The organism is Nonomuraea sp. 3N208, from assembly GCF_052245935.1.
Classification (GTDB): Bacteria; Actinomycetota; Actinomycetes; order Streptosporangiales; family Streptosporangiaceae; genus Nonomuraea.
Window position 1 is genome coordinate 105907 of record NZ_JBQQBR010000030.1, and the last position, 14167, is coordinate 120073.

General features: G+C 67.6%; 6 protein-coding genes. 2 read left to right on the forward strand and 4 right to left on the reverse strand.

The features are described 5' to 3' along the window. Positions 1-52: 52 nt before the first annotated feature. From ACTWPT_RS38295 to ACTWPT_RS38310, 4 genes are all read right to left on the reverse strand, one after another. Positions 53-3535 (reverse strand): ThuA domain-containing protein, encoded by a 3483-nt coding sequence (locus ACTWPT_RS38295; protein ID WP_443182409.1) that lies wholly within the window; start codon positions 3533-3535, stop codon positions 53-55. 77 nt (positions 3536-3612) lie between these two features. Then, positions 3613-5298, reverse strand: coding sequence for a ThuA domain-containing protein (locus ACTWPT_RS38300; protein WP_443182410.1), 1686 nt, complete (start codon positions 5296-5298; stop codon positions 3613-3615). Between the two features lie 73 nt (positions 5299-5371). After that, positions 5372-8197, reverse strand: coding sequence for a carbohydrate-binding protein (locus tag ACTWPT_RS38305; protein ID WP_443182411.1), 2826 nt, complete (start codon positions 8195-8197; stop codon positions 5372-5374). A 105-nt stretch (positions 8198-8302) separates the two neighbouring features. Then, the gene (locus ACTWPT_RS38310; protein WP_443182412.1) at positions 8303-10684 is read right to left on the reverse strand and encodes an RICIN domain-containing protein; all 2382 of its coding nucleotides are present in this window, start codon (positions 10682-10684) and stop codon (positions 8303-8305) included. A 716-nt stretch (positions 10685-11400) separates the two neighbouring features. Here ACTWPT_RS38310 and ACTWPT_RS38315 point away from each other — a divergent pair. Both ACTWPT_RS38315 and ACTWPT_RS38320 read left to right on the forward strand, forming a co-directional pair. After that, positions 11401-12141, forward strand: a complete 741-nt coding sequence (locus ACTWPT_RS38315) for a FadR/GntR family transcriptional regulator (RefSeq protein WP_443182413.1) — start codon at positions 11401-11403, stop codon at positions 12139-12141. A gap of 395 nt (positions 12142-12536) precedes the next feature. After that, on the forward strand, positions 12537-14060 hold the full coding sequence (locus ACTWPT_RS38320) for an arabinofuranosidase catalytic domain-containing protein (RefSeq protein WP_443182414.1): 1524 nt from the start codon (positions 12537-12539) through the stop codon (positions 14058-14060). Positions 14061-14167: the final 107 nt, after the last annotated feature.

The window sequence follows — 14167 nt, forward strand, 5'->3', positions numbered from 1 at the left end:
GCCGGTCCGCAGAAGGGCGGGCCGGCTCCAGGGTTCGGGCGTCACATGGGGATCAGACGCGGGTCCACTTCTGGTTGTTCTGGCCGTTGCAGGTCCGGATCTGCACCTTGGTGCCGTTGGCGGTGCCGGCGCCGCTGACTTCCAGGCACTTGTTCGCCCCGACGGCGGTGATGGTGCCGTCGGCGTTGAGGCGCCACTTCTGGTTGTTCTGCCCGTTGCAGTCCCAGATGATCACCGCGGTGCCGTCCGCCGTCCCCGCCCCGTTCACGTCCAGGCACTTGGTGCCGTACACCCGCAGCTCGCCCGCGCTGGTGGAGGTCCACTGCTGGTTGGCCTGCCCGTTGCAGTCCCAGATCTGCACCTGAGCGCCGTTCGTCTGCGAGGCGCCGTTGACGTCCAGGCACCGGTTCGATCCCACACCCCGCAGCGCGCTCGTGCCGCCCGGAGGCGAGCCGTCCCCCTGCCCGACGCCCTTGCCGTTGAAGGTGATGGAGTCCACGTCGAACGAGTTGGCGGACGGCGCCTTGAACACGACATGGACATTGCGGGTGCCACCGGGGTCGGTGACCTGCACCGCCGGCAGCGACACGTAGGTGTTCCATCCCCCGGTCGCGGGCACGGGGCTGGAGGCGATGAGCGCCCCGGTCGGTGAGTCGGCGCGCAGTTCGATGGACGCCCCGGTGTTGGACGGCGCCGAGACGCGGAAGGACACCGTGTCAATCCCGGACAGGTTGATCGGGCTGAAGGAGATCCAGTCATTGTTGGAGATGTCGCCGATGCGCCTGCCACCCTCGGCTCCGGGCTCGTCGACGATCCGGATTCCGGACGAGCCGGTGAAGTGCTCGGCCTGCTTGTGTTTCGGCTGCAGGGTGATGCCGACGGTGCCCTTCAGGCCGCCCTTGTCGGTGTAGTCGGCGGACAGTGCGTAGTAGACGTTGGAGGCCTCGTCATGGCCGGAGGCGGTGGTGGTGACCGTTCCGGAGCAACCGGTGTACTGGCCGGTGTCGTGGGCGTGCTGGTCATGGCCGAGCGCCGTGATCACGTTGACCTTGGTGCAGTCGACGGCGCCGTCCTCGGCGTCGGTGACGTTCACCGTGTAGGCGACCTGATCGCCGAAGTCGATGAATCCACCGTCGGGTGGAGCCGAGAAGGCCACCTTGGGACGAGTGTTGCCGACGACGATGGGCAACGTGATGCTGCCCGTCTTCCCGCCGGAATCCCGTACGGTCAGCTTGGCCGTGTACGTGCCGTTGGTGTTGTAGGTGTGAGAGGGGTTGGCGCTGGTGGAGGTCCCGCCGTCGCCGAAGTCCCACGCGTAGGTGATCGCGTCGCCGTCGGGGTCGGACGAGCCGGCCGAGGAGAACGCCACCGCTAGCGGTGCCGCGCCCGAGTCGGGGTTGGCGCTCGCCTTGGCCAGGGGCGCGCGGTTTCCGGCTACGTAGTCGACGCGGTAGATGCTGTCATCGGTGTTCGCGTGGCCGAAGCCATTGCCCCAGTCGGCCATGTACAGGGCGCCGTCCGGACCGAACTTCATGTCGATCGGCGCATGCGGGGCGAGCTGTGCCACGAAGGGGTTGATCTTCAGGAGGTTGCCCGAGGAGTCCAGGCGGAGCTCCTTGACGAAGTTGCGGCTCCATTCGTAGAGGAACGGCGTGCCGTCGAAGTACTCGGGGAACTTGCGGTCAGAGCTGCCGGCCGGGTCGTAGCGGTAGAACGGTCCCCCCATCGGGCCCGCACCACCGCAGCAGTCGATCTCGGGGAACTCGGCCGAGGCGTGGTAGTTGTACCAGACGGTCGCGGGCTTGGCCGCGGGCAGGTTGGTCAGGCCGGTGTTGTTGGGAGAGTTGTTGACCGGCGCCGAGCAGTTGAACTTCGCGCCGGAGGTGTTGGTGGCGAAGTTGAAGTCGTTGTACGCGATGTTGTTGGCGACGCAGTACGGCCAGCCGTAGAAGCCCGGCTGCTTGATCAGGTTCCACTCCACGGTGCCCTCGGGACCGCGGCTGGAGTTCGCGGCGCCCGCGTCGGGGCCGTAGTCACCCAGCGAGATCCAGCCCGTCACCTTGTCCACCGAGAAGCGGAACGGGTTGCGGAAACCCATCGCGTAGATCTCCGGCCGCGTCTGGGCGGTGCCGGGCGCGAACAAGTTGCCGGACGGAATCGTGTAGGTGCCGTCGGGCTCGGGGTGGATGCGCAGGATCTTGCCGCGTAGGTCGTTGGTGTTGGCCGCGGACCGCTGGGCGTCGTAATGCTCCCGGCCCGGCCGCTCATCGATCGGGGTGTAGCCGCTGGACGCGTGGGGATTGGTGTCGTCACCCGGGCCGACGTATAGATTGCCCCCTGGGCCGAACGCGAGGTAGCCGCCGGTGTGGCCGGGCTCGTCGACGTTGCGGTACGCCGGAACCTCGATGATCTTCTTCTCGCTCGCCAAGTCGAGGCTGGTGCCGTTGAAGGTGAACCTCGATACCCGGTTCACCTCACCGCCATTGGAGGGCGAATAGTTGACGTAGATCCAGCCGTTGGTGGCGAAGTTCGGATCCAGCGCCAGCCCGATGCCGCCGTCCTCGCCGCCGTCGTACACCGGCAGGGTGGCGATGACGCGCGTGCCCCCGCCATTGGCGGTGATCATGTTCACCTTGCCGGAGCGCGAGATGTAGAAGACCCTGCCGTCGGCGGCCACGTCCAGTTCCATCGGCTGGTCCGGTGCGCCGTCGAGGGTCACCTTCTGGAACCGGGCCGCGACCGTGCCGCCGCAGTCACCCGGCGCCCCGCCCGCCGCCCACTGCACTGCACCCAGCAGGTGCTGTTTGAACAGCGGCTCCGAATAGGAGGACGCCTGGTGGCCCATCGCGGTGGCCCACACCCGGCCGCCCTCCGGGTTGTGACACCAGGAGATCGGGTGGTCGGCGCCCATCTTGCTCGGCCCCGCGTCATAGGTGGTCTCATCCGCGGTCACCAGCACGTGCACCGAGCCGCGCATGTTCTTGTCGAAGTTGTACCACTCCTCCGGACGCACCCACCGATCCGGCAGCCCCTTCGTGGAGGGGTGAACCTTGTCGGCCACCTTGGCGGTGCCCTGCAGGATCGCCGAATGCGCGGTCATATGCGCGCCGGCCAGGACGACCTGGTCCCACCAGGGGAACTGTGCCTCGATGTTCATGTCGGTGGCGTTGTGGATCGCGACGACGCCGTGGCCACTGCGCACATACGCCTGGAAGGCCTGACGCTGGGCGTCGTTGTCCCACACCATGCCGTTGGTCTGGAACATGATCACCGCGTCGTAGGTGTTCAGGGTCGCGGTCGAGAAGACGGCGGAGTTCTCGCTGTGATCGAGCTGGAAGTTGTTGTCGGTCGCCATCTGCTGGAACATCGCGACACCGGCGGGGATGGAGTCGTGCCGGAAGGCGCCGCTCGCGGTCTCGGTGAACAGCAGCACCTTGAACTGCGGAGCGGTCGCGTGCGCCACCAGCGGCACTGCGGACAGCAGCAGCCCTAATAGGGCTGCGGTCAGGACGGGAAGTAAACGGGATGTTCGCATGAAGGGTCTCCTGGTGGGTACCGGCAACGGTCGGAGTGAAAGGGGCGGTCCACTCGCCGGGGTGTGGACGGATGGCCTCAGACGCGGGTCCAGCGCTGGTTGGTTCCTCCGGTGCAGGTCCAGATCCGTGCCTTGGTGCCGTTGGCGGTGCCGCTGACGTCCAGGCACTTGTTCGCTCCGACGGCGGTGATGGTGCCGTCGGCGTTGAGGCGCCACTTCTGGTTGTTCTGGCCGTTGCAGTCCCAGATGATCACAGCGGTGCCGTCCGCCGTCCCGGCCCCGTTCACGTCCAGGCACTTGTTGCCGTAGACCCGCAGCTCACCGGCGCTGGTGGAGGTCCACTGCTGGTTGGCCTGCCCGTTGCAGTCCCAGATCTGCGCCTGCGCGCCGTTGGCCTGCGAGGCGCCGTTGACGTCCAGGCACCGGTTCGACCCCACGCCCCGCAGCGCGCCCGTACTGCCCGGTGTGCTGGTCAGTTCCTTGATACGGATGTTGCGGAAGGCCACCACGTCGCCGGGCCCGTGGTTCTGGATGCCGATGTAGCCCTGCTGGAGCGAGCGGACCGGATCGGTGTTGGTGAAATCGTTGATCTTCGTACCGTTCAGGAACACCTGCAGCCTCTCACCCTCCACCAGCAGCTCATAGGTGTTCCACTGACCCGGCGGATTCAGCGCCGCGTCCCGTGAGGCGATGTCCGCCGCCTTGAACCCATAGATCGCCCCCGTCGTTTTGTCCGGGGTGTCGGTCGCGTCGATCTGCACCTCATGTCCGGTGTTGAGCGCCGTGTTCGGGTCGCCGGTGGCCGGGAACCCGACGATCACGCCCGAGTTGGAGTCGCCGGTCAGCCTCCAGTCGAGCTTGAGCGAGTAGGAACGGAACTCCTTGGTGCCGTACCACAGCATGCCCATGCCGCCCTGGGAGGTCAGCGTGGCGTCGGTGTTGGCGAACGACCCCGGCCCGGCCTGCGACCAGCCCGTCGTCGACCCGTTGTACAACGGCGTGTACCCGGTCTCCGGACGGCAGTCGGCGTTGGTGGCCTTGGCCGCGTACCGGATTCCGCCCAGCAGCAGCGTGCGGAAGTTCGGGTCGGCGTACGACTCCTGGGTGTGCCCCAGGCCGGTGTAGAACGCGCGGCCGGAGGACTGGGGGTGGCACCAGGTGATCGGGTGATCGCCCATGCCGCCGCCGCTGTAGCTGCTCTCGTCCAGGCTCTGCAGCACCCGGACGTTCGAGCGGGGGTTGGAGCGGTAGTTGTACCACTCGTCGGTACGTGACCAGGCCGCCCCGAGGTGAGCGGTCGCGGCGTGCGCCCGGTCCTCGTTCCGTACGGTGGCCTGCTGGATCGCCGGGTGGTTGTTGAACCAGGCCCCCACCAGCTGCCCGTAGTACGGCCAGTTGTACTCGGTGTCCGCGGCCGAATGCACCCCCACGTAACCGCCCCCGCCGTCCACATATGTCTGGAAGGCGGCCTGCTGGTTGTCGTTCAGCACATCGCCGGTGGTGTTGAGGAACACCACCGCCTTGTACTGGGCCAGGTTGGCCGTGCTGAAGGCGTTCGAGTCCTCGGTGGCGTCGACGGCGAAGTCGTTGGCGGTCCCCAGGTCGCGGATGGCCTGGATCCCGTTGGGGATCGAGTCGTGCCGGAACCCGGCCGTCTTGGAGAACACCAGCACCTTGAAGGCGGCGGCCTGGGCGGGGATGGCGGGGATCATCGTCGCGGCGGCGATGATCGCCACCATCGCCACTGACAGGCGTCGCAGCATAGATGTCTTTCGGTCGCTCCCCACGGTGCGCCCGAGCGCGGCGGGGGTCAGATGTCGCGGCATGAGTGTCCCTTCAGACGCGGGTCCAGCGCTGGTTGGTTCCTCCGGTGCAGGTCCAGATGTTCGCCTTGGTGCCGTTGGCGGTGCCGGATCCGGACACGTCCAGGCACTTGTTCGCTCCGACGGCGGTGATGGTGCCGTCGGCGTTGAGGCGCCACTTCTGGTTGTTCTGGCCGTTGCAGTCCCAGATGATCACCGCGGTGCCGTCCGCCGTCCCGGCCCCGTTCACGTCCAGGCACTTGCCGCCGTAGACCCGTAGCTCACCGGCGGTGGTGGAGGTCCACTGCTGGTTGGGCTGCCCGTTGCAGTCCCAGATCTGCACCTGCGCGCCGTTGGCCTGCGAGGCGCCGTTGACGTCCAGGCACCGGCCCGACCCCACACCCTTGAGCGCGCTCGTGCTCCCCGAGGATGGGGTGCCGGTGTCGAGGGTGAAGGCGTCGACGTCGAACAGGTAGCCCTGTCCGGTCGCGCCACGGAAGACCAGGTACAGCGTCGTCGTGCCGGCCGGCGCGCCGCTGAGGTTCGCCGAGATGTCGGTGAAGGTGTCCCAGCTGCCGGTGCTCGCGACGTTCACCGTTCCCAGCAGTGTGCCCGTCGCCGAGCCCGCCCGCACCTCGATCCGGCCGCCCGCGCCGGCCGAGGACACCCGGGCGGTGATCCTCGTCGCGTTGCTCAAGTTGTACGGCTGGAAGGAGATCCAGTCGCCGTCGTCGGTGAAGCCGACCGTCTTGCCGCCTTCCGCGGTGGCGTGGTCGGTCGTCTGGATGCCCTGCTGGGCGCCGAAGTGCTCGGCCTGCCGGTGCCGCGGCTGGAGCGTACGGGCGCTGGTGGAGGTCAGACCGCCCTTGTCGGTGTAGGAGGCCTCGAAGACGCCGTAGATGTTGGCCGCGGTGTCATGCTCACCATCGGCCGGCAGCGAGATGGAGCCCGAGCAGCCGGTCTCGGAGGTGATCTTGTGGCGGTGGCTGTCGTGGCCGAGGAAGTAGGCGACGGTGACCCCGGTGCAGTCGATCGTGCCGTCCTCCGGGTCGCTGACGGTGACCTGGAAGGGCACGGTGTCACCGAAGGAGAACAGTTGCCCGTCGGCAGGGGTGGTGAGGTTGACTGTCGGCGCGGTGTTGCCGACGTTCACGATCACGTTCGCCGTGCCGGTGAGACCCTGCGGGTCCCGGACCGTCAGCGTCGCCGTGTAGGTGCCGTTCGTGGTGTAGGTCTTGCTCGGATTCGCCGCCGTGGAGGTGGTGCCGTCGCCGAAGTTCCACGAGTAGGTCAGCGCGCCGCCCTCCGGGTCGGAGCTGCCCGCGGAGGAGAAGTTCACCGTCAGCGGGGCCGGTCCCGACGTCTTGTCGGCGGACGCCTTGGCGATCGGATTGCGGTTGGCATTCCCGATGTACTCGATGCGATACAGCGCCTGGTTGTTGTTCCCGGTGCCGTAGTCGAGGACGTATAAGGCCCCGTCAGGACCGAAGGCCATGTCCATCACCTGCGTCCCCGACCAGGGGAACGCCGAGATCTCCCCGTACGTGCCGTCCGACTTCACCTCGATCGCCTTGATCCAGCGCCGGCCGTACTCACCGGCGAAATACCGCCCGTCGAGCGCCTGGGGGAACTTGATGGCCGAGTTCAGATCCGGGTCGTAACGGTAGACCGGACCACCCATCGGCGACTCCGACCCGGAGCCGAACTCCGGCGGAGATCCGGCGTCCCCCGCGTACCTGATCCACGCCGGCTTCGCCGGAGGCAGCGTGGTCAGGCCGGTGTTACGGAAGGAGTTGTTGGTGGGGCCGCCCGCGCAGTTGTACTTGGGGCCGGTGCTGTTGGTGGCGAAGTTCCATTCGTTGTAGGTCTCGCTGGTGGTGTTCGTGCCCGTGCAGTACGGCCAGCCGTAGTTGCCCGGAGCGGTGATGCGATCGAACTCCACCTGCCCGCTCGGCCCGCGGTTGGAGTTGGTCACACCCGCGTCCGGCCCGTAGTCGCCGAGGTAGACGATGCCGGTCGCCTTGTCCACGCTCATCCGGAACGGGTTGCGGAGGCCCATCGCGTAGATTTCCGGCCGGGTCTTCGCCGTCCCCGGCGGGAACAGGTTGCCGCTGGGAATCGTGTAGGTGCCGTCGGGCTGCGGTTTGATGCGCAGGAGTTTGCCGCGCAGGTCGTTGGTGTTGGCGGCCGAGCGCTGGGCGTCGAACTGCGGGTTGCGGTTGGTCCGCTCGTCCAGCGGGGAGTAGCCGCTGGACTCGAACGGGTTGGAGTCGTCGCCGGTGGTCAGATACAGGTTTCCGGCGGCGTCGAAGTCGATGTCCCCGCCCACGTGACAGCACTGGCCGCGGTCGTTCTGGACCCGCAGGACCACCTTCTCGCTGGTCATGTCGAGAGTGTCGTCCGCCTTGAGGGTGAACCGGGACAGGTGCAGCTCGCCCTTCCACTGGTCGAACTGGGCCTGCGTGCCGGTGCTGGGCGCATCACCGTTCGGCGTGCTCAGCCGCGGGGAGTAGTAGAGCCAGATGTGCCGGTTCGACGCGAAGTTCGGGTCGACTGCCGCACCCTGCAGGCCCTCCTCGTCGTGAGAGTAGACGTTGAGCCTGCCGGCCACCTTCGTGTTGCCGTTGACATCGGTGACGCGCACCGTGCCGTCGCGTGCCGTGTGCACCACCGACCGGTTCGGCATCACGGCCAGCGACATCGCCTCACCCAGCTCCGCACCGCCCGACGCGAGCGACACCTGCTGGTAGTCGGACGGCGGGATGACCAGGGCGTGCGCCGGGGAGGCGTTGAGCGCGAGTGCTCCGGGAGTGATCAGCGCCATCGTGGCCAGCAAGGTGAGCCACGGACGTCGCGACATGGATGTTCCTCCTGACAGCGGGACGAGTCGGTTGGTATCGAATCGGTTCGAGTGAAGGGAGAACCGGTCTCCCGTTCCCGACGATGCGGCGACGAGGGCGCGTCGTCAGGCGCGGGTCCACTTCTGGTTGGTGCCGCCGTGGCAGGTCCAGATCTGCATCTTGGTGCCGTTGGCGGTGCCGGCGCCGGACACGTCCAGGCACTTGTTCGCTCCGACGGCGGTGATGCTGCCGTCGGCGTTGAGGCGCCATTTCTGGTTGTTCTGTCCGTTGCAGTCCCAGATGATCACGCTGGTGCCATCCGCCGTCCCGGCCCCGTTCACGTCCAAGCACTTGCCACCGTAGACCCGCAGCTCACCGGCGGTGGTGGAGGTCCATTGCTGGTTGGGCTGGCCGTTGCAGTCCCAGATCTGCGCCTGCGCGCCGTTCGTCTGCGAGGCGCCGGTGATGTCAAGGCACCGGCCCGATCCCACACCCTTGAGCGCACTCGTGCTCCCCGAAGGCTGGCCCTGGGGCCCGGCGGACGCGATCACGGCCTGGGCGCCGGACGGCCAGTTGCCGTTGGTGACGGTGACGTTGTTGTTCACCACGTTGCCGCGGTCGCCGTTGGTCACGTTGGTGCTGCCGTTGGTCGACCAGTTGCCGGTGACGGTGAAATTGCCCATGTTCTCGCCGTAGTAGTAGTTGGCGGTGGCCCAGGTGCCGGTGTTCGAGAGCACGTTGTTCCTGACGGTGTAGTACTTGGAGCCCTCGTCGAAGTAGATGCCGAACCAGCCGTTGGTGCGCAGGCAGTGGTTGTCGCTGATCACCGCGCCCGGGTTCCACGACAGCGTGTAGATGCAGCCGCCGTCGGTCATCTGCTGCATGACATCGTGCACGTAGTTGCCGACGAGCCGGTTGCCGGAGGCGGTGGTGGCCGTGGTGTAGCGCGGCTGGAAGTCGTACAGGCCGCGGTTGGCGTAGTGGGTGCTGCCACCCGGCTCGTTGGCGCCCCAGCCGTACCCGATCGACATGCCGGTGTACGGCATGTTGTAGACCTCGTTGTGGGACACGTCGGTGTTGGTGACGTAGGTGGTCAGGACCGAGACGACGCCCCGGTGGTCCAGGCCGAGGTCGTGGATGCGGTTGTTGCTGACGGTGATGTTCCGGTTGACCATCCGCTGGTCACTCGGGTGGTGCGCGTCGGCGCGCACGCCGCCGACCACGATGCCGCCGGCCGAGCTGCGGGCGATCTCCGACCGGGTGACCGTGATGTCAGCGGCGCCCAGGCCGACACCGCTGGCATGCGCGTTGGCGTCATTGCCTATGCCGATGGCCGTCTGTCCCAGGTTGACGAAGCGCGAGTCGGTGAAGGTGATGGTGTTGGCGGCGGAGACCTGTACGGCGGCGGGCATCTGCTGCCAGTTCGGCCGGGTCGCTTCGAACTGCCGGCAGCCCTGGTGGCAGGAGGTGAAGGCGGGCCAGCTCCAGTTGCCGGCTATGTAGGCGCCGGTCTGCTGGTCCACGTAGCCCTGGTTGCTGCTGGGGCCGAGCCAGCTCGTGCCGGTGAAGGTGATCCCGCTGAACGTGATGTGGTGCGCGGGCGCGTCGTACGTGCCCCCGACGTTCACCAGCGACTGGAGCACCGGCAGCTCCACGCTGACGTTGCTCATGTTCTGCCCCGCGAGCGGGATGTAGGAGAGCACGCCGGTGGAAGGGTTGATGTACCACTCGCCTGGGGAGTCGAGGAATTCGTAGGCGTTGGCCAGGTAGAGCGGACCCGCCCGGTGCGGGCTGGTGAAGGTGTCGTACCCGAAGTTGTTGTTGTTCCAGGCGGGCTGCTGCATCGTGATGAGGTTTCCGCTGATGCTCTGCACCGGCGCGTACCGGTCGGTGAAGGAGCCGACGCTCTCCATCTCGACCCGGCTCTGGCCGGCCAGGTTGTTCAGATAGCTCAGCGCGCTGCTGGTGAACCTCATCCCCGTGCTGCTCGCGGTGAAGTCGGATCGGTTGACGGCGGTGCGCGCCCGGGTGGCGAGCGCGCCGTCGACGTACAGCTGCCGGGTGTCGATCCCGGCGCCGACGTTGGCGCGCCAGATGTTCTTCCCCGAGTCGGCCACGGTCCATCCGGTGACCGCCCTGGCTCCGCTGATGGCAGGATGGGCGCCCGCCGCGGCCTGCCATTTGACGGTGTAGCCGTTGTTCCCGGAATCGGCGGCGGACAGCCGGAGCGGCGCGGAGAGCCGGTACACCCCGTCGGCCAACTCGACGACGATGTCCCCTGACATCGCGCCGTTCAGCGAACGTACCGCCGTCTGCGCCGCGGACAGCGAGCACGGCTGGGCGGAGGTGCAGGCGGTGCCGGTGCCGGCGGGTGACGCGTACAGGGTCGTGGTGGCCGCGAGGGCCGGGGTCGCCGGGGCGACCAGGGCAAACGCCGCGGCCAGGACCGCGGCGACGATGCCGGTCAAGACCGCTCGGAGCGCCGTGACGGGCGAGGATGCTTGCACGGTGGTTCCTTTGGGGGGTAGGGGGTGGTCAGGTCACGCCCTCCTCCTCAGGCAGGTGACGCCCTTCTGAGGTGGAGGCCGTCGTCGAACCGGGGAGGGTACGACGGCGGCCGGTTGTGTGGATCCGGCTCAGGGGTCAGTCGGATCATGCTGCTCGGCGGCATGGCCAGCGTGATCAGTGGACCGGCGAAGGCCGCCTCCTGCACCGTCATGGCGCTGACCGGGATGGCCGTGCCGGATCGAGACCCGCCTCGTCCACGTATCTCGTTCGATCGGTCACGTGCTTCTCCCAAAAATGGCGCGCCTCACCGATGACACCCACCAGGGGATGAATGGTGAAGCGAGGCTGTGGACGTCGACGTGGCCGGGCACGATGCGGAGGGCGGCGAAACGCCTCCGCAGTGCGCCCATGTGATCCCGTCGCGGAGGTTCCGGAAGGAGCGCGTCCCCCGGGCCTCGCTATCTAATTACGTTCAGAGTCACGATGTCCGTCAAGACCTTAAGCCCGCTTATTTCATCATCTTCACACCGAGGGCTGGCCATGGTTAGCCGCTTTGCTTCTTCACCAGCGAAGATGCCTGCCACCGCGTATTCCTGTGCGGATCATCCTCGAATGAACCGTTCAGATGTGTCGTACTAATCGGACGATCGTCTGACCCGGGCGGGCGGACCTCGATCAGTCATACTCTTGCAGGGAGTGGCGAGGAGGAAGCACGGTGACCGACACCCCGCGTGAGAGCGGATACCGGCCGGGCTACGAGGTGGCCGCCGAGCATGTACTGGAATTGATCGTCCGGCTCGGCCTGCGTCCGGGCGACCGCATGCCGACCGAGAACGAGCTGGCCCAGCAGCTGGGCACCAGCCGCACCGTGGTACGCGAGGCGGTGAAGATACTCTCCGCGCTCGGCCGGGTGCGCGCCCAGAAGGGCCGCGGTCTGTATGTGGCCGACGGCGAAGGGATGCTCGGCACCGGGCGCTGGGCGTCCTTCTTCCTCCCGACCGACCTCGACCATGTCTACATGCTGTTCGAGTTCCGCCGGGCGCAGGAGATGGAGACCAGCCGGCTGGCCGCCCGCCGCGCCATCCCTGCGGAGCTGAGGGCCATCGAGGAGGCGGCCGGAGTGTGCCGCCAGGGCTTCGAGACAGGACGCGAGGACCTGTTCAACGAGGGCGACGACACCTTTCACACCGCTATCGCCACGGCCTCGCACAACATTTTCCTCCAGGTCGCGGTGCGGGAGGCCCGCAGGCTGCAGGCGCAGTCCAGCCTCATCGGGCTGCGCGGCTCGGTGGGCGGGCACGCCGCCAAGGCCGTCGAGGAGCACGACGCCATCTACCGGGCCATCCGCGCCGGCGACCCGGAAGCGGCCGCCCAGGCCGCCGCCACGCACATCGACAACACACTCGACGACTACCGAAGAGAGATCCAGCAGCGCCTCTTCTCCTCATCTGACTGAGCCGGCTGCCCCCGAACCGGTTCGACCATGGGAGAACCAACGGCACATGGCCAGGCCAGCCGGGGCGGATGAACGTTTCATCGAGCCTGACTCGGCGGAAGTGCAAGCTTCGCGGATGACTGCCGCCAGGTAGGACTTTCGGCAGGCAGCCGAACAGCACGGAGCCTTGACAGGCGGTCCGCCGGTCGTATGTGCTTCGCTGTACACCGCCGTCTCCCCCTCCCTAGTGGATTCGGTACGTTGGCGAATCGATTCGCATCCGTAGTGGCGACCGGTTTCCGAGCGGCCCTCTCGCACGGTTTCATGATCGGGGAAGTCCGGTCCTCGGTCTCCGTCAGATGGGTGCGTACCGTCTCCTGCCGTCTCCGCCTCGCCTATCCCCCAAGGAGTACGACATGCAGCCTTCATCCGTTCCCTTATCGGGCCGTGCGACACGTGGGTGGCGCTCTCGGGCGGCCGTCGTCGCGTCTGTGGTGGCGGCGCTGGTGACCCTCCTGGCCACCGCCCTGACATGGTCGGCACCGGCCTCGGCAGCGACCACGCCGCTGGTGGGCGCGGGGTCGAACCGGTGCCTGGACGTCAACGGCGCCTCGCAGACGAACGGCGCGCAGGTGCAGATCTGGGACTGCAACGGCCAGGCCAACCAGCAGTGGACGTCGACCAGTTCCGATGAGCTGCGGGTGTACGGCACCAAGTGCCTGGACGTTTTCGGCGGCGGCACCGCCGACGGCACCAGCGTGATCATCTGGGACTGCAACGGGCAGAACAACCAGAAGTGGCGCCTCAACGCCGACGGCACCATCACCGCGGTGGGGGCGAACAAGTGCCTGGACGTCAGTGGCACCGGCACCGCCAACGGCACCAAGGTGCACATCTGGACCTGCCACGGCGGCACCAACCAGAAATGGACCACCGGAGCCGAGCCCAGCCCCACGCCGACCCCGCCGCCACCCGGCGCGCGCCCGTGCGACATTTACGCCTCGGGCGGCACGCCGTGCGTGGCCGCGCACAGCACGACACGGGCGCTCTACGAGTCGTACAACGGCAACCTGTACCAGGTCAGGCGCTCCTCCGACAACACGACCACGAACATCGCCGTCCTGAACGCGGGCGGCGTCGCCAACGCCGCGGCCCAGGACTCGTTCTGCGCCGGCACCACGTGCGTCATCACCGTCGTGTACGACCAGTCCGGGCGGGGCAACGACCTGTGGTACCAGGGATCCAGCGTGGTCCCCGGCTCCCCTCAAAGCAGGCCCGCGATCGCGACCACCGAGTCGCTCACCGTCGGCGGCGGTAAGGCCTACTCGCTCTACATCAACCCCGGCAACAGCTACTGGCGGGACGGCCACCTGACCGGCGTGCCCACCGGCAGCGCACCCGAGGGCATGTACATGGTTACCAGCGGCACCCACGTCAACAGCGGCTGCTGCTTCGACTACGGCAACAGCGAGACGACCAGGAAGGCCGACGCCGCCGGCGCCATGGACGCCATCAACTTCAGCACCCAGTGCTGGTTCGGCGGCTGCCAGGGAACCGGCCCCTGGGTCCAGGCGGACCTCGAATGGGGGCTCTACCCCGGCGGCAGCCAGTCGTGGAACCCCAACCAGCGGGCCTTCCCCCACAAGTTCGTCACCGCCACGCTGAAGAACAACGGCACGACCCGGTTCGCCATCAAGGGCAGCAACGCGCAGTCCGGCAGCCTGTACACCCTGTACGACGGGCCGCTCCCCAACGGCTACAGCCCGATGAAGAAGCAGGGGGCCATCATCCTGGGCAGCGGCGGCGACTGCTGCAAGCCCGACGGCGGCGCCAACCTCAGCGCGGGCACCTTCTACGAGGGAGCCATGGTCGCCGGCTATCCCACCGACGCCACGGAGAGCGCCGTCCAGGCCAACATCATCGCCGCCGGCTACCGCTGACTCAGTCCCAGCCCGGACGCCGGCCACCTACTCCACCCAGCAAGGGGAGGCGGTGGCCGGCATTCGGACGACGCCGGGGCACGGGCGACGGCGGGTGAACCCGGCAG

Bases quoted from the DNA above. Each gene is read 5' to 3' on its own strand.
- ACTWPT_RS38295 (WP_443182409.1), bottom strand. From the start codon at position 3,535: ATGCGAACATCCCGTTTACTTCCCGTCCTGACCGCAGCCCTATTAGGG.
- ACTWPT_RS38300 (WP_443182410.1), bottom strand. From the start codon at position 5,298: ATGCTGCGACGCCTGTCAGTGGCGATGGTGGCGATCATCGCCGCCGCG.
- ACTWPT_RS38305 (WP_443182411.1), bottom strand. From the start codon at position 8,197: ATGTCGCGACGTCCGTGGCTCACCTTGCTGGCCACGATGGCGCTGATC.
- ACTWPT_RS38320 (WP_443182414.1), top strand. From the start codon at position 12,537: ATGCAGCCTTCATCCGTTCCCTTATCGGGCCGTGCGACACGTGGGTGG.